This is a genomic window from Yersinia entomophaga, from assembly GCF_001656035.1.
Classification (GTDB): domain Bacteria; phylum Pseudomonadota; class Gammaproteobacteria; order Enterobacterales; family Enterobacteriaceae; genus Yersinia; species Yersinia entomophaga.
In genome coordinates this window covers 1,528,428-1,550,423 of the sequence record NZ_CP010029.1, presented here as the reverse complement: position 1 = coordinate 1,550,423, position 21,996 = coordinate 1,528,428, and the positions used below count along the sequence as shown (strand labels likewise).

The following is a 21,996-nucleotide window of genomic DNA, read 5'->3' as shown; positions in this document are numbered from 1 at the left end:
GGGAACGCATGACGACATTGAGCTGTAAAGTAACCTCCGTAGAGGCCATTACCGATACGGTATACCGAGTGCAACTGGTACCAGAATCGGCGTTTTCTTTCCGCGCTGGTCAATACCTGATGGTGGTGATGGATGAGCGTGATAAGCGCCCATTCTCTATGGCGTCAACGCCATTAGAGCAGGCTTATATCGAGCTGCATATTGGCGCATCTGAGTTAAATCTGTATGCGATGGCGGTGATGGATCGCATTCTGAAAGAGAAAACGTTGGATGTGGATATTCCACACGGCGAAGCTTGGTTCCGCGAAGGCAGCGAGCGTCCAATGATCCTGATTGCGGGCGGCACCGGTTTCTCTTATGCCCGTTCCATTCTGCTGGCGGCGCTGGCTGAAAAACCAAATCGGGAAGTATCGATTTATTGGGGCGGACGTGAATCCAAGCATCTTTATGATTTAAGCGAGCTGGAAGCGCTCTCGATCAAATACCCTCAGTTGAAGGTCATTCCCGTGGTGGAACAGCCAGAAGACGAATGGCGTGGCAGAACGGGCACGGTATTAAGTGCAGTGTTGCAGGATTATGGTTCATTGGCGGAGCAGGATATTTACATTGCTGGCCGTTTTGAAATGGCCAAAATAGCTCGCGAACGTTTCTGTGCAGAGCGCGGTGCGCAGGAAGCGCATATTTACGGCGATGCGTTCGCCTTTATCTGACGGTTTTATCGCTGTGTTCCGGTTACCGTTTTGCCGGAACAAAAAAAGCCCGCCCCTGACAGGCGGGAAAATACGGCAACTAAACTCCAGGTACAGCGGTGGTACGGACCCGAATTAACGGGTCCTACAGTTTGTTTTAATCAAACGCGTTCAATCACGGTCGCAATGCCTTGGCCTAAACCAATGCACATAGTCGCTAGGCCAAACTGGGCGTCGCGACGTTCCATCAAATTCAGTAAGGTTGTGGAAATTCTTGCACCCGAGCAGCCCAATGGATGGCCCAGAGCGATTGCGCCACCGTTCAGGTTCACTTTGTCATCCATACTTTCCCGTAGACCCAGCCCCTTCACGCAGGACAGTGCCTGAGCGGCGAAAGCTTCGTTCAGTTCAAACAAATCGATATCCTGAATGCGTAAACCTGCGCGTTTCAATGCCAGTTGACTGGCTGGCACCGGGCCGTAACCCATAATGGACGGATCGCAGCCGACAACGGCCATGGAGCGAATACGAGCGCGTGGCTTTAATCCCAGCGATTTGGCGCGTGATTCGCTCATAATCAGCATGGCTGAAGCGCCGTCTGATAATGCTGACGAAGAACCCGCTGTCACCGTACCATTGACCGGATCGAACGCCGGACGTAGGCCAGCCAGACTGGCGAGATTGGTTTCTGGACGAATCACTTCATCGTAATCAAAACGTTTTAATACGCCGTCGGCATCGTGGCCATTGGTTGGAACAATCTCTTTGGCGAATGCGCCAGAGCGCGTCGCTGCCTCAGCGCGCTGGTGAGAGCGCACGGCGAATTGATCCTGATCTTCACGGCTAATCTGGTGAATTTTTGCCAGCATTTCAGCGGTTAAGCCCATCATTCCGGCTGCTTTAGCCACTGAACGACCCATTCCTGGATGGAAATCAACGCCGTGATTCATTGGAACGTGACCCATATGTTCCACGCCGCCAATCAGACAGATTTGCGCATCACCGACCATAATAGCGCGCGCGCCGTCATGGAGAGCCTGCATGGATGAACCACACAGACGGTTAACGGTAACTGCGGCCACATTGTGTGGAATTTCTGCCAGTAAAGAAGCGTTACGAGCGATGTTGAAGCCTTGCTCCAGCGTTTGTTGCACACATCCCCAATAAATGTCGTCGATTTCACCGGCATTCAGCGCTGGGTTGCGGCTTAACACTGCGCGCATCAAATGGGCAGAAAGATCTTCGGCGCGTACGTTACGGAATGCGCCGCCCTTGGAGCGACCCATCGGAGTACGGACGGCGTCAATAATGACTACGTTTTCCATTTTTTCAGACCTCATGCCGGTTGGTCAGTGGAGATATCAGGCAGCGTTGCCGCTACGGGATAATAGGTTTCGTTACGCTCGGCTTTGGCTCTCAGCCCGGCGGGTACGTGGTAAAGCGCACCCAAATCGGCATAACGCTGCGCCATTTCCACATATTTAGTGGTGCCCAGAGTGTCCAGATAGCGGAACACGCCGCCGTGGAACGGAGGGAAACCAAGGCCGTACACCAGCGCCATATCCCCTTCGGCCGGGCTGGCAATAATGCCTTCTTCCAGGCAACGCACCACTTCGTTAATCATTGGGATCATCGCTCGGGCGATGATCTCTTCGTCGCTGAGAGTGTGGCGTGGCTGGCTGACCGGAGCCAGCAACCCGTCGATAGCATCATCGTTTTCTTTACGCGGTTTGCCTTTGGCATCCTGCGTGTAGCGATAGAAACCAATACCGTTTTTCTGACCGTAACGCTGGTTTTCAAACAGTACATCGATGGCATCGCGGTAATCTTTGCCCATGCGTTCAGGGAAACCGAGCGCCATAACGGCTTGAGCATGATGAGCAGTATCAATCCCTACCACATCAAGAAGATAAGCAGGGCCCATCGGCCAGCCGAACTGTTTCTCCATGACTTTATCAATCTGACGGAAATCTACGCCGTCGCGTACCAGCATGCCGAAACCGTATAAATACGGGAACAATACGCGGTTAACGAAGAAACCTGGGCAATCATTGACGACAATCGGGGTTTTCCCCATTTGGGTGGCATAGGCCACTACGGTCGCAATAGTTTTTTCCGAAGTCTTCTCGCCACGGATAATTTCTACCAACGGCATCCGGTGAACCGGGTTGAAGAAATGCATACCGCAGAAGTTTTCCGGCCGCTTAAGTGATTTAGCCAGTTCATTAATAGGAATGGTCGAGGTATTCGAAGCGAGGACAGTCTCTTCTCCGATAAGTCCTTCCACTTCACTTAAAACGGCGGCCTTAACTTTAGGATTCTCGACTACTGCCTCAACGATAATCTGCGCGCGTTCAATACCGGCATAATCCAGCGTTGGGTGAATGGTTGCGAGCGTCTTCGCCATTTTTAAACCATCTAGCTTGCCGCGTTCCAGTTGTTTATTCAGCAACTTGGCTGCTTCGTTCATTCCCAGATCCAGCGATTTTTCGCTGATATCTTTCATGATGACCGGCACGCCTTTTAGCGCAGATTGATAAGCGATGCCGCCGCCCATAATTCCTGCACCCAATACCGCAGCCTGTTTTGGCGCAGTAATGCCTTTAGTCAGCTTTTTCGCTTTGCCTTTTACGTATTGGTCATTGAGGAAGATACTCACCAATGCGCGGGCTACATCCGAACCAGCCAGTGGCACAAAGCTGTTGGTTTCCAGCTTCAGCGCTTCTTCACGACCAAATTTGGCTGCGGCTTCAATGGTCTTTACTGCGGTAATTGGCGCCGGATAATGTTTGCCTGCCACTTTCATTACCATGCCTTTGGCGATGGTGAAGCACATGGCGGCTTCGGTTGAATTCAGTTTCAGCGGTTCCAGCTTAGGACGACGAGCGGCCTGCCAGTCTAACTTGCCTGCAATTGCCTGATTCAACATGCTCAATGCGGCCGGAATCAGTTTTTCCTGAGTGACTACGGCATCAACCAGCCCAATTTTCAACGCTTCGGCTGCGTTAACATCTTTACCTGCTGCAATAATTTCTAATGCGCCATCGGCTCCCAACAGGCGCGGTAAACGCACGGAGCCTCCAAAGCCAGGCATGATGCCCAGTTTGGTTTCAGGCAAACCGATGCGAGCCTCTGGGGAAGCGATACGAAAATCAGTGGCTAACACGCACTCGCAGCCACCGCCTAACGCATAGCCTGTGATCGCGGACAGCGTCGGAACCGGCAAGTCTTCCAGTCGGTTAAAGGTGTTGTTGGCAAAAACCAGCCATTCATGCAGTTTTTCCGGCGGGGCATTAAACAGAGAGAGAAATTCGGTGATATCCGCACCGACAATAAAGGCTGCTTTATTGGAACGTAGCAGCAACCCTTTGAGTTCAGTTTGTTTTTCCAGCACGCCTAGGGCTTCCCCTAAACTGGCCACGGTTTTGGTATCTAGTTTATTGACAGAGCCAGGTGCATCGAACACCAACTCGGCAATACCGTTTTCAAGCCAGTGCAGCTGTAGCGTTTCGCTTTGGTAGAGCATATCTATCTCCTGAATAAGCGCATGTGATCTGGTATGACCAGATATTCAGGAAGTGTGGTTTTTTTGTTAAATAAATGCAAATAAGAGTTTGTTTTTTTGCAGCAAGGATCACAAAGGTTTGGTGAATACATTGATATATATAATATTTATTGTTGTTTTATATGCTGGTTAATTATTTCATTGGCAGCTAAGTTTGAACGATATCCTGCTGTCATCGATAATATAATGACGTAATTTCCACGAGATTTTTCCCCGCGAATCTAGCTATAAGTAATGATTATTAAGGATTTAGTGGGCAATCCCACGGTTAAGCGTAGATAAAACACGGCTCCGATGACTGTGATAAGATAAAAAACCTGAAGTTCTAATGGCAAAGGGTACTTTGATGGAAACGCTGGCTTCTTTATATAACGAACATTTATCCACGCTACAGCAACGCACGCGTGAAGTATTAGAGCGCAATCAGCTTGATGCTTTACTGATTCATTCCGGGGAGTTGCAGCGCATTTTCCTTGATGACCGCGATTATCCGTTTAAGGCAAACGCGCAGTTTAAAGCTTGGGTGCCGGTGACTGAAGTACCGAACTGCTGGTTATGGGTCGATGGTGTTAATACGCCAAAATTATGGTTCTATTCACCGGTGGATTACTGGCACTGCGTGGAACCTTTGCCTGATAGCTTCTGGACCAAATCCATCGAAATATTCCCGTTAACTAAAGCGGATGATATCGCTGGTTTATTACCACAACAGCGTCAACGAGTTGCCTATATTGGCTATGCGCAGGAGCGTGCTCGTGGCTTGGGTATCTCGATGGAAAATATCAATCCGAAGCCGGTGTTGGATTACCTCCACTATCATCGTTCGTATAAAACCGACTATGAACTTGCTTGTATGCGTGAAGCGCAAAAAACTGCGGTAGTTGGGCATCGCGCCGCTCACGAAGCTTTTCTGTCTGGCATGAGCGAGTTTGATATCAATCTGGCCTATCTGATGGCTACCGGTCATCGCGATACCGATGTCCCTTATGACAACATCGTTGCGCTGAACGAGCATGCTGCGGTGCTGCATTACACCAAATTGCAGCATCAACCACCGGCCGAAATGCGCAGTTTTTTGATGGATGCTGGCGCGGAATACAACGGCTATGCGGCAGATTTGACCCGAACCTATGCGGCGAACGGCAAAAGCGATTTTGCGGCGTTAATCAAAGATCTGAATGCCGAACAACTGGCGCTGATTGGCACCATTAAAAGCGGCGTGCGCTATACCGATTACCATCTGCAAATGCATCAACGTTTGGCCAAACTGTTACGCACCCATAAATTAGTGGTGGATATCAGTGAAGAAGCGATGGTCGAACAAGGTTTGACCTGCCCATTCCTGCCACACGGCTTGGGTCATCCGTTAGGTCTACAGGTACATGATTCGGCTGGTTTTATGCAGGATGATACAGGTAGCCATCTGGCTGCACCGTCGAAGTATCCGTATCTGCGTTGCACCCGAATTCTCGAACCGCGCATGGTATTAACCATCGAGCCGGGTATCTACTTCATTGAGTCACTATTGGCACCTTGGCGTAGCGGCGAGTTCAGCAAGCATTTTAATTGGGAACGTATTGATGCGATGAAACCTTATGGCGGCATCCGTATTGAAGACAATATCGTTATCCATGAAAAGCGGGTTGAGAATATGACGCGCGATCTGAATCTGGCTTAATGCAGCCTTTTCTTATTCCGGCGGCTTCCGTCAGCGTCACTGAAGAAATCAAGAAAAGTCGTTTTATCACTCTGCTGGCACATACCAACGGAGTGAATGAAGCCAAAGCATTTATTCAGCAGATAAAAGAAGAGCACCCAACGGCCCGGCATCATTGCTGGGCTTTTGTCGCTGGCGCACCGACAGATTCTCAGCAGCTAGGGTTTTCGGACGACGGCGAGCCATCGGGAACCGCGGGTAAACCCATACTGGCACAGCTGATGGGGAGTCATATCGGTGAAATAACCGCAGTGGTCGTTCGCTACTACGGCGGCATAAAACTGGGCACCGGCGGGCTGGTCAAAGCCTACGGCAGCGGAGTGCAGCAAGCGCTGAAACAAATCGAAGTAAAGTATAAAGTGCCGCAGGTGGAATATACTTTGTTATGTGATTACGCGCAGTTGGCGATGGTGGAATCACTGCTACAACAGGTTGATGGTCAGATTTTACAGGGTAATTATGGCGCGCAGGTCAATCTCCGTCTCTCTTTACCGGCGACTCAGGCCAGTCAGGTCGGGGAGAAATTACGCGATCTGAGTCGTGGTTCGTTGCAATTGACGCCCATTTCGCAATAATCCCCATCCAATGAATTGCTAAGGAACGTGCCGGAATGCATTTTCGTGCCATAACCCGTATTGTTGGTCTGCTGGTCATCTTATTCTCCGGAACTATGTTTATTCCCGGACTGGTGGCGTTGATCTATCGTGATGGTGCCGGTCGTGCCTTCAGTCAAACCTTCTTTGTTGCCCTGGTGATTGGCCTGTTTCTCTGGCTTCCCAACCGTAAACAGAAACATGAACTGAAGCCTCGCGAGGGCTTTTTGATTGTGGTTCTGTTCTGGACGGTGCTGGGCAGCGTCGGGGCTTTGCCGTTTCTTTTTTCTGAGCGACCCAACCTTTCGGTTACCGATGCCTTTTTCGAATCGTTTTCCGGCCTGACAACGACCGGCGCTACTACGCTGGTCGGGTTGGATTCTTTACCCAAGGCCATTCTGTTCTATCGGCAAATGCTGCAATGGCTGGGGGGAATGGGAATCATCGTGTTGGCCGTAGCGATTTTGCCCATATTGGGCGTCGGGGGAATGCAGCTGTATCGGGCAGAAATGCCGGGGCCGTTGAAAGATAATAAAATGCGACCGCGAATTGCGGAAACGGCAAAAACCCTGTGGCTTATTTATGTGCTCCTCACCATTGCCTGCGCGCTTTCCCTGTGGGGGGCGGGGATGTCGGTGTTCGATGCGATTTCGCATAGTTTCTCAACTATAGCTATTGGCGGTTTCTCAACTCATGACGCCAGTATCGGTTATTTCGCCAGCCCAACGATTAACACTATCATTGCCATCTTCTTGCTGATCTCGGGGTGTAACTTCGGCCTGCACTTTGCCGTACTGAGCGGGCGCAGCCTGAAAGTGTATTGGCGCGATCCCGAATTCCGGATGTTTATCTTTGTACAACTGACGCTGGTAGTCGTTTGTACTTTGGTTTTGTGGCAGCACAGCGTGTACAAATCCGGTCTGGAAACTCTGAATCAGGCGTTTTTCCAAGTGGTATCTATGGCCACGACCGCGGGCTTTACTACCGATAGCATTGCCAAATGGCCGCTATTCCTTCCTATCCTTCTATTATGTTCCGCTTTTATCGGCGGTTGTGCAGGTTCAACCGGCGGTGGCCTTAAAGTGATTCGTATCCTTTTACTGTATCTGCAGGGTTCGCGAGAATTAAAGCGGTTGGTTCACCCGAACGCGGTTTACACCATCAAACTGGGGCGTCGTGCGCTACCGGAACGTATTCTGGAAGCGGTCTGGGGATTCTTCTCTGCTTACGCACTGGTGTTCATCATTAGTATGTTGGCGATCATTGCTACCGGTGTGGATGAGTTTTCTGCTTTTGCTGCCGTCACTGCGACGCTGAATAACCTTGGGCCGGGCTTGGGGGTGGTAGCAGATAACTTCACCTCAATGAATGCCGCAGCTAAATGGATACTGGTGATAACCATGTTGTTTGGTCGATTGGAAGTATTCACCCTACTGGTACTGTTTACGCCAACATTCTGGCGCGAGTAACTTTGAATTAGGAAAAAGTAGTTATGAAGGCATTGATACTTTACTCCAGCCGTGATGGGCAAACTCAGGCTATTTCTTCTTATATGGCTAATGAATTATCCGCGATGGTCAATTGTGACGTACAGGATCTGGCATTAGTAGGGAATATCGATCTCGGGCAGTACCAACAGGTCATGATCGGAGCTTCTATTCGTTATGGGCACTTCGATAAAGTGCTGACGAAGTTCATCACCCAACACCTGGAACAATTGAATACTATGCCGAGCGCTTTCTTTGCCGTGAACCTGACGGCGCGCAAACCGGAGAAGCGCACGCCCCAAACCAATTCTTATGTGCGTAAGTTCCTGGCAAGCTCGCCTTGGCAGCCGACACTCTGCGGCGTCTTCGCTGGAGCGCTGCGTTATCCACGCTATCGCTGGTTTGATCGGGTCATGATTCAACTTATTATGCGCATGACCGGCGGAGAAACAGATACCAGTAAAGAAGTGGAATACACCGATTGGCAGCAGGTAAGCAGTTTCGCCCGTGAATTCTCGCAAATGCAGTATAAAAAATAGCAAAAATGATGATTCTCGCCGCAATTCGTTGAAAAAAAAGCCGGTTGGAAAATTATTTGAAATTAGGGGTTGCAGCCTGTCAGGAACTCCCTATAATGCGCCTCCACTGACCGGGAACAACGAAACAAACTTCGCCGGGTCAGGAAGTGTTAAGCAGGCGGAAACGCCGGTTCTTAAAACGAAAGTTGAAAAGAAAAGCTTGACACTTCAGCGGGAAAGCGTATTATCTGCCTCCCGCGTTACCGTAAGATTCGCCACAAGCGAACGGGTAACGAACGCTCTTTAACAATTTATCAGACAATCTGTGTGGGCACTCGCAAGACGATATCAAAGCCTGTTTCGGCAGGCAGAAGAAATATCAAGTCTTGAAGAGTGACCAAAGCAGTAAACATTTGAACTTCGGTTCGAATGCATATTTGCAGAAAGTAATCTTTGAGCATCGCTACTTCGGTAGCAAATCAAACAAATCTTAAATTGAAGAGTTTGATCATGGCTCAGATTGAACGCTGGCGGCAGGCCTAACACATGCAAGTCGAGCGGCAGCGGAAAGTAGCTTGCTACTTTGCCGGCGAGCGGCGGACGGGTGAGTAATGTCTGGGAAACTGCCTGATGGAGGGGGATAACTACTGGAAACGGTAGCTAATACCGCATAACCTCGCAAGAGCAAAGTGGGGGACCTTAGGGCCTCACGCCATCGGATGTGCCCAGATGGGATTAGCTAGTAGGTGAGGTAATGGCTCACCTAGGCGACGATCCCTAGCTGGTCTGAGAGGATGACCAGCCACACTGGAACTGAGACACGGTCCAGACTCCTACGGGAGGCAGCAGTGGGGAATATTGCACAATGGGCGCAAGCCTGATGCAGCCATACCGCGTGTGTGAAGAAGGCCTTCAGGTTGTAAAGCACTTTCAGCGAGGAGGAAGGCATTTCACCTAATACGTGAAGTGATTGACGTTACTCGCAGAAGAAGCACCGGCTAACTCCGTGCCAGCAGCCGCGGTAATACGGAGGGTGCAAGCGTTAATCGGAATTACTGGGCGTAAAGCGCACGCAGGCGGTTTGTTAAGTCAGATGTGAAATCCCCGAGCTTAACTTGGGAACTGCATTTGAAACTGGCAAGCTAGAGTCTTGTAGAGGGGGGTAGAATTCCAGGTGTAGCGGTGAAATGCGTAGAGATCTGGAGGAATACCGGTGGCGAAGGCGGCCCCCTGGACAAAGACTGACGCTCAGGTGCGAAAGCGTGGGGAGCAAACAGGATTAGATACCCTGGTAGTCCACGCTGTAAACGATGTCGACTTGGAGGTTGTGCCCTTGAGGCGTGGCTTCCGGAGCTAACGCGTTAAGTCGACCGCCTGGGGAGTACGGCCGCAAGGTTAAAACTCAAATGAATTGACGGGGGCCCGCACAAGCGGTGGAGCATGTGGTTTAATTCGATGCAACGCGAAGAACCTTACCTACTCTTGACATCCACAGAACGTAGCAGAGATGCTTCGGTGCCTTCGGGAACTGTGAGACAGGTGCTGCATGGCTGTCGTCAGCTCGTGTTGTGAAATGTTGGGTTAAGTCCCGCAACGAGCGCAACCCTTATCCTTTGTTGCCAGCACGTCATGGTGGGAACTCAAGGGAGACTGCCGGTGATAAACCGGAGGAAGGTGGGGATGACGTCAAGTCATCATGGCCCTTACGAGTAGGGCTACACACGTGCTACAATGGCAGATACAAAGTGAAGCGAACTCGCGAGAGCAAGCGGACCACATAAAGTCTGTCGTAGTCCGGATTGGAGTCTGCAACTCGACTCCATGAAGTCGGAATCGCTAGTAATCGTAGATCAGAATGCTACGGTGAATACGTTCCCGGGCCTTGTACACACCGCCCGTCACACCATGGGGAGTGGGTTGCAAAAGAAGTAGGTAGCTTAACCTTCGGGAGGGCGCTTACCACTTTGTGATTCATGACTGGGGTGAAGTCGTAACAAGGTAACCGTGGGGGAACCTGCGGTTGGATCACCTCCTTACCTAATGATACGCATTGCGCCGTGTCCACACAGATTGTCTGATAATAGTAATGAGCAAGAGCACCTGTTGATGTCGTGAGTTTCGACTCATGATGACACGAGAAACGATTAAGTTTTTGATTTAGTCGGAATTTCCTGTGTCCCCATCGTCTAGAGGCCTAGGACACCGCCCTTTCACGGCGGTAACAGGGGTTCGAATCCCCTTGGGGACGCCATCCGATAATGAGTGAAAGACATTATCAACTGAATATCTTAAAGATGACTTTAACGAGTCGTGTTTAAGATATTGCTCTTTAACAATCTGGAACAAGCTGAAAATTGAAACACTGCAGCTAAAACTTGTCTCTCCGTAGATTTACCGAGACAAGGAGTCATCTGCAGGTAGAGTCTCTCAATAATCGCAGCACGATGATGTCGAAAGACACCTTCGGGTTGTGAGGTTAAGCGACTAAGCGTACACGGTGGATGCCTAGGCAGTCAGAGGCGATGAAGGGCGTGCTAATCTGCGAAAAGCGTCGGTAAGCTGATATGAAGCGTTACAACCGACGATACCCGAATGGGGAAACCCAGTGCAATTCGTTGCACTATCGTTAGATGAATACATAGTCTAACGAGGCGAACCGGGGGAACTGAAACATCTAAGTACCCCGAGGAAAAGAAATCAACCGAGATTCCCCTAGTAGCGGCGAGCGAACGGGGAGGAGCCCAGAGTCTGAATCAGTTTGTGTGTTAGTGGAAGCGTCTGGAAAGTCGCACGGTACAGGGTGATAGTCCCGTACACAAAAATGCACATGCTGTGAACTCGATGAGTAGGGCGGGACACGTGACATCCTGTCTGAATATGGGGGGACCATCCTCCAAGGCTAAATACTCCTGACTGACCGATAGTGAACCAGTACCGTGAGGGAAAGGCGAAAAGAACCCCGGCGAGGGGAGTGAAATAGAACCTGAAACCGTGTACGTACAAGCAGTGGGAGCACCTTCGTGGTGTGACTGCGTACCTTTTGTATAATGGGTCAGCGACTTATATTTTGTAGCAAGGTTAACCGTATAGGGGAGCCGTAGGGAAACCGAGTCTTAACTGGGCGTCTAGTTGCAAGGTATAGACCCGAAACCCGGTGATCTAGCCATGGGCAGGTTGAAGGTTGGGTAACACTAACTGGAGGACCGAACCGACTAATGTTGAAAAATTAGCGGATGACTTGTGGCTGGGGGTGAAAGGCCAATCAAACCGGGAGATAGCTGGTTCTCCCCGAAAGCTATTTAGGTAGCGCCTCGTGAACTCATCTTCGGGGGTAGAGCACTGTTTCGGCTAGGGGTCCATCCCGGATTACCAAACCGATGCAAACTCCGAATACCGAAGAATGTTATCACGGGAGACACACGGCGGGTGCTAACGTCCGTCGTGAAGAGGGAAACAACCCAGACCGCCAGCTAAGGTCCCAAAGTCATGGTTAAGTGGGAAACGATGTGGGAAGGCATAGACAGCCAGGATGTTGGCTTAGAAGCAGCCATCATTTAAAGAAAGCGTAATAGCTCACTGGTCGAGTCGGCCTGCGCGGAAGATGTAACGGGGCTAAACCATGCACCGAAGCTGCGGCAACGACACTTAGGTGTTGTTGGGTAGGGGAGCGTTCTGTAAGCCGTTGAAGGTAGTCTGTGAGGACTGCTGGAGGTATCAGAAGTGCGAATGCTGACATAAGTAACGATAATGCGGGTGAAAAACCCGCACGCCGGAAGACCAAGGGTTCCTGTCCAACGTTAATCGGGGCAGGGTGAGTCGACCCCTAAGGCGAGGCTGAAAAGCGTAGTCGATGGGAAACAGGTTAATATTCCTGTACTTGGTGTTACTGCGAAGGGGGGACGGAGAAGGCTAGGCTAGCCGGGCGACGGTTGTCCCGGTTTAAGCGTGTAGGGGGGTGTTCCTGGTAAATCCGGAAAACCATCAACCCTGAGGCGTGATGACGATGCACCACGGTGCAGAAGTAGTTGATGCCAAGCTTCCAGGAAAAGCCTCTAAGCATCAGGTAACATTGAATCGTACCCCAAACCGACACAGGTGGTCAGGTAGAGAATACTCAGGCGCTTGAGAGAACTCGGGTGAAGGAACTAGGCAAAATGGTGCCGTAACTTCGGGAGAAGGCACGCTGGCGCTAGGTGAAGAGACTTGCTCTCGGAGCTGAAGCCAGTCGCAGATACCAGCTGGCTGCAACTGTTTAATAAAAACACAGCACTGTGCAAACACGAAAGTGGACGTATACGGTGTGACGCCTGCCCGGTGCTGGAAGGTTAATTGATGGGGTCAGCCGCAAGGCGAAGCTCTTGATCGAAGCCCCAGTAAACGGCGGCCGTAACTATAACGGTCCTAAGGTAGCGAAATTCCTTGTCGGGTAAGTTCCGACCTGCACGAATGGCGTAATGATGGCCAGGCTGTCTCCACCCGAGACTCAGTGAAATTGAACTCGCTGTGAAGATGCAGTGTACCCGCGGCAAGACGGAAAGACCCCGTGAACCTTTACTATAGCTTGACACTGAACATTGAGCCTTGATGTGTAGGATAGGTGGGAGGCATCGAAGCGTGGACGCCAGTCTGCGTGGAGCCAACCTTGAAATACCACCCTTTAATGTTTGATGTTCTAACTCGGCCCCATAATCTGGGGTGAGGACAGTGTCTGGTGGGTAGTTTGACTGGGGCGGTCTCCTCCCAAAGAGTAACGGAGGAGCACGAAGGTTAGCTAATCACGGTCGGACATCGTGAGGTTAGTGCAAAGGCATAAGCTAGCTTGACTGCGAGAGTGACGGCTCGAGCAGGTACGAAAGTAGGTCTTAGTGATCCGGTGGTTCTGAATGGAAGGGCCATCGCTCAACGGATAAAAGGTACTCCGGGGATAACAGGCTGATACCGCCCAAGAGTTCATATCGACGGCGGTGTTTGGCACCTCGATGTCGGCTCATCACATCCTGGGGCTGAAGTAGGTCCCAAGGGTATGGCTGTTCGCCATTTAAAGTGGTACGCGAGCTGGGTTTAGAACGTCGTGAGACAGTTCGGTCCCTATCTGCCGTGGGCGTTGGAAGATTGAGAGGGGCTGCTCCTAGTACGAGAGGACCGGAGTGGACGCATCACTGGTGTTCGGGTTGTCATGCCAATGGCATTGCCCGGTAGCTAAATGCGGAAAAGATAAGCGCTGAAAGCATCTAAGCGCGAAACTTGCCTCAAGATGAGTCTTCCCTGGGGCTTCATGCCCCCTGAAGGAACGTTAAAGACTATGACGTTGATAGGCTGGGTGTGTAAGTGCAGCGATGCATTGAGCTAACCAGTACTAATGATCCGTGAGGCTTAACCTTACAACACCGAAGGTGTTTTAGAGAGCGTTTTGATTTTCAGCATTGTTAACAGATTGGATTGACTGGCTGTGTGGTGTAAATCACGTGGCGGGTTGATTGAAACAGAATTTGCCTGGCGGCAATAGCGCGGTGGTCCCACCTGATCCCATGCCGAACTCAGAAGTGAAACGCCGTAGCGCCGATGGTAGTGTGGGGTCTCCCCATGCGAGAGTAGGACACTGCCAGGCATCAAATCAAGCCAAGACCCCATGCCAAAAGCGTGGGGTTTTTGCTATGGAAAAAAGACAGACGCGAGGCGGATAAAAGTCATTGCCGCCCTCGAACCGAGCCTCCTGCGATTGCGGGGGGCTTTTTGCGTTTAAGGGCATGGGAACCCCCGGGAATGTCGGGCGTTGAAGGCGTATATGGCGATTTTCATTCCATAAGGGGCGGCTTATCCGGTAAATTGCGCCGCCGTTGACGTTTTCAGGCAGTAAATTCGCAGCATTTTCAGGCAGATACAGTCACTCACCGGGCTTATATTTTATTAAAAAGCCATGTAACCAACGAACCAGGTCGGTTTTATCGGAAACTCATCCTCATTAATGGGTATTTTCGGATGTAAAATCAGCAAAGCTACCAGATCGCAGAACTCAAATTGGGCGAAAAGCATCCATTTTTCAGCTCTATCTATTAGGCTATTAATTAAATAAATATATTTTTCACCCTCTGATGTAAACAAGTTACAACCTGAGTATTCCGATCGGTTAGACTAGATACAGTTTAGTTAGAGTGAGTATTACAAGCTATGTTGACCCCTGCCGCGCCCCTGAAAAACCTTAATACCTTTGCTCTTTCCGCATATGCAACCCAGGTGGTGAGCGTAGAGTCTGTTTCTGCGCTAACTGCTGCCTGGAATGAAGCTAAAGCGTCAAATCAGCCAGTGTTGCTATTAGGGAAAGGAAGTAACGTACTGTTTATTGAAGACTTCTCCGGTACGGTACTGTTAAATAGGATTAAGGGCATTCAGTGTAGAGAAGATGATACCGCATGGTATCTGCACGTTGGCGCGGGTGAAAACTGGCATCAACTTGTGTGCTATTCATTACAGCAGCAAATGGCAGGGTTAGAAAATCTGGCGTTAATTCCGGGATGCGTTGGCTCCGCACCGATTCAAAATATTGGTGCTTACGGTGTCGAGCTACAAAAAGTCTGTGAATACGTCGATTTGCTCGATTTGAATACTGGCGAAGTTCGACGCCTTTTGGCTGAAGACTGTGCTTTTGGCTATAGAGATAGCATTTTCAAGCATCGCTATGGTGAAGGCTTTGCCATTGTTGCTGTCGGCATCAAGCTGAATAAGGACTGGAAGCCTACCCTAGGTTACGGTGATTTAACTCGTTTAAATCCGTCGACGGTCACTGCTCGTGAGATTTTTGACTCGGTATGCGCAATGCGGCGGAGTAAACTGCCAGATCCTAATGTGACGGGTAATGCAGGTAGTTTCTTCAAAAATCCTATAGTCAGCGCAGAAAAGGCCGCGGAAATACTCCGAACCTATCCTACTGCTCCACATTATCCTCAGGCTGATAACTCGGTAAAACTTGCTGCCGGTTGGTTGATTGACCAATGTTCATTGAAAGGACACCGAATTGGCGGCGCTGCGGTGCATCAGCAGCAAGCTCTGGTTCTTATTAACCTGGATGATGCATCAAGCCAGGATATCGTCGATCTCGCCAGCCATGTACGCCAACAGGTTGCGCTTAAATTTGCCGTTTGGCTCGAACCTGAAGTGCGTTTTATTGCGGCTTCGGGCGAAGTTAATGCCGTGGAGAGCTTGTCGTGAAAGATACTACCGTTCCTTTAAGACTGATTGGCATGTTAGCTGATGGCGCATTCCATTCGGGTGAGCAACTGGGGGAAACTCTGGGCATGAGCCGCGCCGCAATTAATAAACATGTTCAGACCATTCGCGAATGGGGTTTGGATGTATTTACCGTTCCGGGGAAAGGTTACAGCCTGCCTGAACCTATTCAGTTGCTGAATGCAGATGCGATAGCCACTTATTTACCCGAAGGGAAAGTCAGTGTTTTGCCGGTCGTTGATTCGACAAACCAATATCTTCTTGATCGAATTAATGAACTCCAGTCAGGCGATGCCTGTGTGGCCGAATATCAGCAGGCCGGAAGAGGGCGACGTGGGCGTCATTGGGTTTCACCATTTGGGGCTAACCTTTATCTCTCCATGTTTTGGCGCCTAGAGCAGGGACCCGCTGCCGCAATGGGGTTAAGTCTGGTAGTCGGCATTGTGATGGCCGAAGTATTGAGAAAGCTAGGTGCGGCGGATGTGAAGGTCAAATGGCCCAACGACTTATACTTAAACGATAAAAAATTAGCCGGTATATTAGTTGAGTTAACAGGAAAAACCGGGGACGCTGCCCAGTTAGTTATTGGCGCCGGAATTAATTTATCGATGCGAGAATCATCGAATAACGTTATTAGCCAGGATTGGATTAATTTACAAGAGGCCGGCGTTTCTATCGATCGCAATAAACTCACCGCTGAGTTATTGAGTGAATTACGTCGCGCGGTTATTAAGTTCGAAAATGAAGGTTTAGGGGCATTTATTTCTCGTTGGCGAGAGTTGGATAATTATTTAGACCGGCCAGTTAAATTGATTATCGGTAACCAAGAGATATTCGGCATTGCCAGAGGAATAGATCAGCAAGGCGGTTTATTGCTGGAACAAGACGGTGATGTGAAGCCTTACATCGGTGGAGAAATATCTCTTCGCGGAGTTAATCCATAATAAATAGGGAGACTTAGCCTCCCTATTAAATTTATTTTCTCAACCGGACGCTTTCTACTGCGTGGTTAGCGCTTTTAGTCATTATTAAACTGGCGCGCTCACGCGTTGGTAGTATATTTTGCTTTAAATTCAGTCCGTTAATCTCTTTCCAAAGCTGAGTGGCAATCTTGATAGCCTCGGTTTCAGGCAACTGTGCATAGTTATGGAAATAAGAATTAGGGTTAGAGAATGCACCTTGTCGGAATTTAAGAAAACGGTTTATATACCAGTTTTGCAGTAATTCCTCTGGCGCATCGACATATATTGAGAAATCGACGAAGTCAGAAACAAATACATGATGAGGATCGTGTGGATAATCCATGCCGCTCTGCAACACATTCAGACCTTCTAAAATAAGAATGTCAGGTTGCTTAATAGTTTTATTTCCATCAGGGACAACATCATAAATCAGATGAGAATAGACGGGAGCTGTAACCTCGCTGGCTCCAGACTTAACCTCGGAAACGAATTTCACCAAATTATGCATATCATAAGATTGCGGGAAACCTTTCTTCTTCATTAACCCGCGTTCATTTAATACTTTATTTGGGTGAAGGAAACCATCAGTGGTGATCAGTTCAACGCTGCGATGCTCTGGCCAACGGCTTAGCAATGCCTGCAACAGACGCGCCGTTGTGCTTTTGCCGACGGCAACGCTACCTGCGATACCAATAATATAAGGAATACGTTGCCCATCGGTTCCTAAAAACTGCTCTAATACCGCCTGACGACGCAAATTAGAACTGATATAGAAATTGAGGAGACGGGACAAGGGTAGGTAGATCTGTGCCACTTCTTCCAATGAGAGGTCTTCGTTTATCCCTTTAAGATTAACGATTTCTTCTTCTGTCAGCGTCAAAGGCACTGAGTCGCGTAGGGCCGCCCACTGTGTGCGATCGAACTGTAGGTAAGGCGTCGCTAAAGATTGCTCTCTTTTTGTCATAAGCCAAATTCTGCCTGTAAACGCAGGTTGGGAAAGGCGCTGGACGCCAACTCCAGATAAGAAACAAGCTGCATATTATAGGCAGCTTGGTTTTTGGCGTAGAGTTTTTTGTTCGTGGCGAGCGATTTCTTTGACGTATGTTGGTATTCCGATCAATTAAGACTGTTTATGGCACCGTGGATATTTTTCACCCCACTGGGATGCGCAATTTGGCCGACAATTGAACTATATGACTGATTTGCCGCAAATAGCCGCTTGTAATAAATCGACGTTGGGTGGTAGCTACCGCTTGGTGTACAGGCATAGTCAGGGATTTCACCTATGCAACGGTATCCCTGCGCTTTATAAAATGATTCAGCAGATGAACCTGTTTGCGTATCTAGATAAAGCAAACCGCGGTGAAGTTGGTATGCCGTTTCTTCAACCTCATGCATCAATTTTTGTCCAATGCCCACTCGCCGGCAGCGACTGTGTACCAAAAGCTTCTGCACTTCTGCTCGATTAAGACCGTTGTCCTTCTGGCATAAACTTAGTTGGACAGTGCCAATAACGCCTGATTCATCACGGGCAATCCACAGCATTAACTCTCTGGTGGCAATGGCAGGACGCAAGCTATGAAAATACTGTTCTGCTTCTTCAGCTGGTAAATGTTGAGAGCTATAACCAATAGATGCGCCATGGGTGACCGCATCAATCAATAGAAGCGCCAATTCATTGCGATAAATAGGTAGAGTCGCTGCGTTTAACAAAACGATTTTCATTGGGTATACCTCATTGGTAAGTAAGCATTGGACGATAAACAGAAAAAACCAATGTATTGATGCTGAGAAAGCAAGAATTACGCCAATGCGAACTTACCGCGGCTTATGGGTATTTATTTTAATCTGATACTTTGTATGCACTTGAATGAGGCTGCGTGACACAAATTGGTGCGAATGGTCCGTTGTGATCTGTTTTTAAAATCGGCAATTCAAGGGTGACAAGTTAAGCCGTTACGAATAATATTTGAACGTACATTGCTGGATAATACGTCACAGCGCGCAAATCTGTTTATTTTATGAGCGATAGAGCGAATTAAGCGATTTTTTTGTTGCATCGCAAGTCTGGTCTACCTAGAATGCGCTGCACTTGATGCCGGCATAGCTCAGTTGGTAGAGCAACTGACTTGTAATCAGTAGGTCCCGAGTTCGACTCTTGGTGCCGGCACCATTCAAGTACTTACAATTAGGTGGGGTTCCCGAGCGGCCAAAGGGAGCAGACTGTAAATCTGCCGTCATCGACTTCGAAGGTTCGAATCCTTCCCCCACCACCATATTTAACCTTGAGCCTTAGGTGATTCGAAGTAATGAATCGAGATAAGCGCTTGAGGGGAAGGTGAAAACCTTCGACAAAGTTCGAGCCGAGCGAAGCAAGACAACAACGCAAAGCGGCGGCCCGAAGGGTGAGGAACGAAGTGATGAATAATCCTTATTCCACCACCATATTCAACTTTATGTGCCAAGGTGATTCAGGAAAATGAAAACCTGCCTGGCAAGTAAAGGGAAGGTGAAAACCTTCCAAGAGTGAAGAGGCCACGCCCTTCCTTTTAGATTCTGCAGATAAGTCAGGTAGCCGAGTTCCAGGATGCGGGCATCGTATAATGGCTATTACCTCAGCCTTCCAAGCTGATGATGCGGGTTCGATTCCCGCTGCCCGCTCCAAGATGTGCTGATATAGCTCAGTTGGTAGAGCGCACCCTTGGTAAGGGTGAGGTCGGCAGTTCGAATCTGCCTATCAGCACCACTTCTTCTTTCTCTCGCTCCCTTGATCTTCTTTCTGCGCTATGGATTCAGCAAGCATTTTGCTTGGTTGATGTGGTGAAACCACCGATTCCGTGTCTTAGAGGGACAATCGATGTCTAAAGAAAAGTTTGAACGTACAAAACCGCACGTAAACGTGGGTACTATCGGCCACGTTGACCACGGTAAAACTACCCTGACTGCTGCAATCACCAGCGTACTGGCCAAAACTTACGGTGGTAATGCCCGTGCGTTTGACCAGATCGATAACGCGCCAGAAGAAAAGGCGCGTGGCATCACCATCAATACTTCGCACGTTGAATATGACACCCCGTCTCGCCATTATGCGCACGTTGATTGCCCAGGCCATGCTGACTATGTGAAAAACATGATCACCGGTGCTGCTCAGATGGACGGTGCGATTCTGGTTGTTGCTGCGACCGATGGCCCAATGCCACAAACTCGCGAGCACATCCTGCTGGGTCGTCAGGTGGGCGTTCCTTACATTCTCGTCTTCCTGAACAAATGTGACATGGTTGATGATGAAGAATTGCTGGAATTGGTTGAGATGGAAGTGCGTGAGCTTCTGTCTCAATACGATTTCCCAGGCGATGACACTCCGGTTATTCGTGGTTCCGCGCTGAGAGCGTTGGAAGGCGAACCAGAGTGGGAAGCCAAAATTATTGAACTGGCTGAAGCACTGGACAGCTACATTCCACAGCCTGAGCGTGCAATTGATAAGCCGTTCCTGCTGCCAATTGAAGATGTGTTCTCTATTTCTGGCCGTGGTACCGTTGTTACCGGTCGTGTTGAGCGCGGTATCGTCAGAGTGGGTGAAGAAGTTGAGATCGTTGGTATCATCGATACCATCAAAACCACGTGCACCGGCGTTGAAATGTTCCGCAAGCTGCTGGACGAAGGCCGTGCCGGTGAAAACGTTGGCGTTCTGCTGCGTGGTACTAAACGTGATGACGTACAGCGTGGGCAGGTTCTGGCTAAGCCAGGTTCTATCAAGCCACACACCAAGTTTGAATCAGAAGTTTATATTCTGAGCAAAGATGAAGGTGGGCGTCATACGCCATTCTTCAAAGGTTACCGTCCTCAGTTCTACTTCCGTACTACTGACGTGACCGGTACCATTGAACTGCCAGAAGGCGTGGAAATGGTAATGCCAGGTGATAACATTCAAATGATTGTAAACCTGATTGCGCCAATCGCTATGGACGACGGCCTGCGTTTCGCAATCCGTGAAGGTGGTCGTACTGTAGGTGCTGGCGTTGTCGCTAAAGTTATTGAATAAGATTTGACGCGACATGCGGTAAAAGGGCATCATTTGATGCCCTTTTTCTACGTTGTGACACCAGAACCTATCTCATCAGTGGTTTTAGACTCATAATTATTGGTGAGATGGGCTCTGTCAGTACGGCGGATAGTGCTGAATGGTGCCGGAAATCTAGAGCATCTTTCGGTTTGGTTTGCTTCGCTACGCGAGGCAAAGTTGTTTGTTCTGAATCATAGTGACAGGTTGGTTTATGAGTGCGAATACCGAGGCTCAAGGGAGCGGGCGCGGCCTGGAAGCGGTTAAATGGCTAGTTGTTGCCGTCTTATTGGTTGCGGCAATTGTTGGCAATTATTATTACCGAGATTTCAGTCTTCCACTGCGCGCGCTGGCAGTTGTTGTAATTATCGCTGTTGCCGGTGCTGTTGCGCTGATGACGGTTAAAGGCAAAGCCACAGTAGCGTTTGCTCGCGAAGCACGCACGGAAGTGCGTAAAGTGATTTGGCCTACTCGCCAGGAAACGCTACACACCACGTTAATCGTTGCCGCGGTTACTGCCGTGATGTCACTGATTTTGTGGGGACTGGATGGTATCCTGGTTCGCTTAGTATCGTTTATTACTGGCCTGAGGTTCTAAGATGTCTGAAGCACCAAAAAAGCGTTGGTACGTCGTTCAGGCGTTTTCCGGTTTTGAAGGCCGCGTAGCTCAATCGCTGCGTGAGCATATCAAATTACAGGGCATGGAAGAGCTATTCGGCGAAGTCATGGTTCCGACGGAAGAAGTCGTGGAAATTCGTGGCGGCCTGCGTCGTAAGAGTGAACGCAAGTTCTTCCCAGGCTACGTTCTGGTCCAGATGGTCATGAATGACGCAAGCTGGCACTTAGTGCGTAGCGTACCGCGTGTGATGGGCTTTATCGGTGGTACTTCCGATCGCCCTGCGCCGATCAGTGATAAAGAAGTTGATGCGATAATGAATCGTCTTCAACAAGTGGGTGATAAACCACGTCCTAAAACACTGTTCGAACCAGGTGAACTGGTCCGCGTTAGCGATGGTCCGTTCGCAGACTTCAACGGCGTTGTTGAAGAAGTGGACTACGAAAAGAGCCGCTTGAAAGTGTCTGTTTCCATCTTTGGCCGTGCAACACCGGTCGAGCTGGACTTCAGCCAGGTCGAGAAAGGCTGATTCAATTTTCACCACCGGTTGAACTTTGAGTCTTGT

General features: G+C 49.5%; 15 protein-coding genes, 5 tRNA genes, 3 rRNA genes and 1 other RNA gene. 20 read left to right on the top strand and 4 right to left on the bottom strand.

Annotated elements, in window-relative coordinates; genetic code table 11:
- The first annotated feature begins 8 nt into the window (after positions 1-8).
- Positions 9-710: an NAD(P)H-flavin reductase gene (gene fre / locus PL78_RS07045; RefSeq protein WP_064514277.1), complete on the top strand. Its 702-nt coding sequence runs from the start codon at positions 9-11 to the stop codon at positions 708-710.
- A 140-nt stretch (positions 711-850) separates the two neighbouring features.
- Here fre and fadA read toward each other — a convergent pair whose 3' ends face one another.
- The gene (fadA, locus tag PL78_RS07040; RefSeq protein ID WP_064514275.1) at positions 851-2,014 is read right to left on the bottom strand and encodes an acetyl-CoA C-acyltransferase FadA; all 1,164 of its coding nucleotides are present in this window, start codon (positions 2,012-2,014) and stop codon (positions 851-853) included.
- A gap of 11 nt (positions 2,015-2,025) precedes the next feature.
- Positions 2,026-4,215 (bottom strand): fatty acid oxidation complex subunit alpha FadB, encoded by a 2,190-nt coding sequence (gene fadB, locus PL78_RS07035; protein ID WP_064514273.1) that lies wholly within the window; start codon positions 4,213-4,215, stop codon positions 2,026-2,028.
- Between the two features lie 385 nt (positions 4,216-4,600).
- Between fadB and pepQ the strand changes: the two genes are divergently transcribed.
- From pepQ to birA, 11 genes are all read left to right on the top strand, one after another.
- The gene (gene pepQ, locus PL78_RS07030; RefSeq protein ID WP_064514271.1) at positions 4,601-5,932 is read left to right on the top strand and encodes a Xaa-Pro dipeptidase; all 1,332 of its coding nucleotides are present in this window, start codon (positions 4,601-4,603) and stop codon (positions 5,930-5,932) included.
- Entirely contained in the window at positions 5,932-6,546 is a 615-nt protein-coding gene (locus PL78_RS07025) for an IMPACT family protein (RefSeq protein ID WP_064514269.1), read from the top strand. The genes pepQ and PL78_RS07025 overlap by 1 nt, the downstream gene beginning before the upstream one ends.
- A gap of 35 nt (positions 6,547-6,581) precedes the next feature.
- Positions 6,582-8,033, top strand: a complete 1,452-nt coding sequence (gene trkH / locus PL78_RS07020) for a Trk system potassium transporter TrkH (RefSeq protein ID WP_064514267.1) — start codon at positions 6,582-6,584, stop codon at positions 8,031-8,033.
- A 23-nt stretch (positions 8,034-8,056) separates the two neighbouring features.
- Positions 8,057-8,590, top strand: a complete 534-nt coding sequence (hemG, locus tag PL78_RS07015; RefSeq protein ID WP_064514266.1) for a menaquinone-dependent protoporphyrinogen IX dehydrogenase — start codon at positions 8,057-8,059, stop codon at positions 8,588-8,590.
- Complete coding sequence (locus tag PL78_RS20200) at positions 8,559-8,876, top strand: hypothetical protein (protein ID WP_145933959.1); 318 nt, start codon at positions 8,559-8,561, stop codon at positions 8,874-8,876. Before hemG ends, PL78_RS20200 begins: the two co-directional genes overlap by 32 nt.
- A gap of 185 nt (positions 8,877-9,061) precedes the next feature.
- Positions 9,062-10,605, top strand: a 16S ribosomal RNA gene (locus tag PL78_RS07010).
- A 139-nt stretch (positions 10,606-10,744) separates the two neighbouring features.
- Positions 10,745-10,820: transfer RNA gene (locus PL78_RS07005), tRNA-Glu, on the top strand.
- Positions 10,821-11,043: 223 nt separating this feature from the next.
- Positions 11,044-13,950 (top strand): 23S ribosomal RNA (locus tag PL78_RS07000).
- Positions 13,951-14,061: 111 nt separating this feature from the next.
- A 5S ribosomal RNA gene (gene rrf, locus PL78_RS06995) occupies positions 14,062-14,177 on the top strand.
- The 16S, 23S and 5S rRNA genes sit together here with 1 tRNA gene alongside, the layout of an rRNA operon.
- Positions 14,178-14,737: 560 nt before the next feature.
- Positions 14,738-15,775, top strand: coding sequence for a UDP-N-acetylmuramate dehydrogenase (gene murB / locus PL78_RS06990; protein ID WP_064514264.1), 1,038 nt, complete (start codon positions 14,738-14,740; stop codon positions 15,773-15,775).
- Positions 15,772-16,737: a bifunctional biotin--[acetyl-CoA-carboxylase] ligase/biotin operon repressor BirA gene (gene birA / locus PL78_RS06985; RefSeq protein WP_064514262.1), complete on the top strand. Its 966-nt coding sequence runs from the start codon at positions 15,772-15,774 to the stop codon at positions 16,735-16,737. Before murB ends, birA begins: the two co-directional genes overlap by 4 nt.
- A gap of 31 nt (positions 16,738-16,768) precedes the next feature.
- Here the strand turns inward: birA and coaA are convergent, their stop codons facing one another.
- Both coaA and PL78_RS06975 read right to left on the bottom strand, forming a co-directional pair.
- Positions 16,769-17,719 (bottom strand): type I pantothenate kinase, encoded by a 951-nt coding sequence (gene coaA, locus PL78_RS06980; protein WP_064514260.1) that lies wholly within the window; start codon positions 17,717-17,719, stop codon positions 16,769-16,771.
- Between the two features lie 152 nt (positions 17,720-17,871).
- Positions 17,872-18,480: a GNAT family N-acetyltransferase gene (locus tag PL78_RS06975; RefSeq protein WP_084414302.1), complete on the bottom strand. Its 609-nt coding sequence runs from the start codon at positions 18,478-18,480 to the stop codon at positions 17,872-17,874.
- A gap of 372 nt (positions 18,481-18,852) precedes the next feature.
- Between PL78_RS06975 and PL78_RS06970 the strand changes: the two genes are divergently transcribed.
- From PL78_RS06970 to nusG, 8 genes are all read left to right on the top strand, one after another.
- Positions 18,853-18,928: transfer RNA gene (locus tag PL78_RS06970), tRNA-Thr, on the top strand.
- 18 nt (positions 18,929-18,946) lie between these two features.
- Positions 18,947-19,031, top strand: a tRNA-Tyr gene (locus tag PL78_RS06965).
- A gap of 42 nt (positions 19,032-19,073) precedes the next feature.
- A non-coding RNA gene (locus tag PL78_RS06960) (RtT sRNA) lies at positions 19,074-19,200 on the top strand.
- A gap of 144 nt (positions 19,201-19,344) precedes the next feature.
- Positions 19,345-19,419, top strand: a tRNA-Gly gene (locus tag PL78_RS06955).
- 6 nt (positions 19,420-19,425) lie between these two features.
- Positions 19,426-19,501, top strand: a tRNA-Thr gene (locus tag PL78_RS06950).
- A 111-nt stretch (positions 19,502-19,612) separates the two neighbouring features.
- Positions 19,613-20,797 (top strand): elongation factor Tu, encoded by a 1,185-nt coding sequence (gene tuf, locus PL78_RS06945; RefSeq protein ID WP_064514258.1) that lies wholly within the window; start codon positions 19,613-19,615, stop codon positions 20,795-20,797.
- Between the two features lie 232 nt (positions 20,798-21,029).
- A complete protein-coding gene (gene secE / locus PL78_RS06940; protein WP_049602148.1) occupies positions 21,030-21,413 on the top strand; it encodes a preprotein translocase subunit SecE in 384 nt (127 codons plus the stop codon).
- Between the two features lies 1 nt (position 21,414).
- On the top strand, positions 21,415-21,960 hold the full coding sequence (gene nusG / locus PL78_RS06935) for a transcription termination/antitermination protein NusG (protein ID WP_064514256.1): 546 nt from the start codon (positions 21,415-21,417) through the stop codon (positions 21,958-21,960).
- The last annotated feature ends 36 nt before the right edge of the window (positions 21,961-21,996 follow it).

What these genes read in the sequence shown, in the direction of transcription:
- fre (WP_064514277.1), top strand. Translation starts at nt 9, where the DNA reads ATGACGACATTGAGCTGTAAAGTAACCTCCGTAGAGGCCATTACCGAT.
- fadA (WP_064514275.1), bottom strand. Translation starts at nt 2,014, where the DNA reads ATGGAAAACGTAGTCATTATTGACGCCGTCCGTACTCCGATGGGTCGC.
- fadB (WP_064514273.1), bottom strand. Translation starts at nt 4,215, where the DNA reads ATGCTCTACCAAAGCGAAACGCTACAGCTGCACTGGCTTGAAAACGGT.
- pepQ (WP_064514271.1), top strand. Translation starts at nt 4,601, where the DNA reads ATGGAAACGCTGGCTTCTTTATATAACGAACATTTATCCACGCTACAG.
- PL78_RS07025 (WP_064514269.1), top strand. Translation starts at nt 5,932, where the DNA reads ATGCAGCCTTTTCTTATTCCGGCGGCTTCCGTCAGCGTCACTGAAGAA.
- trkH (WP_064514267.1), top strand. Translation starts at nt 6,582, where the DNA reads ATGCATTTTCGTGCCATAACCCGTATTGTTGGTCTGCTGGTCATCTTA.
- hemG (WP_064514266.1), top strand. Translation starts at nt 8,057, where the DNA reads ATGAAGGCATTGATACTTTACTCCAGCCGTGATGGGCAAACTCAGGCT.
- murB (WP_064514264.1), top strand. Translation starts at nt 14,738, where the DNA reads ATGTTGACCCCTGCCGCGCCCCTGAAAAACCTTAATACCTTTGCTCTT.
- coaA (WP_064514260.1), bottom strand. Translation starts at nt 17,719, where the DNA reads ATGACAAAAAGAGAGCAATCTTTAGCGACGCCTTACCTACAGTTCGAT.
- PL78_RS06975 (WP_084414302.1), bottom strand. Translation starts at nt 18,480, where the DNA reads ATGAAAATCGTTTTGTTAAACGCAGCGACTCTACCTATTTATCGCAAT.
- tuf (WP_064514258.1), top strand. Translation starts at nt 19,613, where the DNA reads ATGTCTAAAGAAAAGTTTGAACGTACAAAACCGCACGTAAACGTGGGT.
- secE (WP_049602148.1), top strand. Translation starts at nt 21,030, where the DNA reads ATGAGTGCGAATACCGAGGCTCAAGGGAGCGGGCGCGGCCTGGAAGCG.
- nusG (WP_064514256.1), top strand. Translation starts at nt 21,415, where the DNA reads ATGTCTGAAGCACCAAAAAAGCGTTGGTACGTCGTTCAGGCGTTTTCC.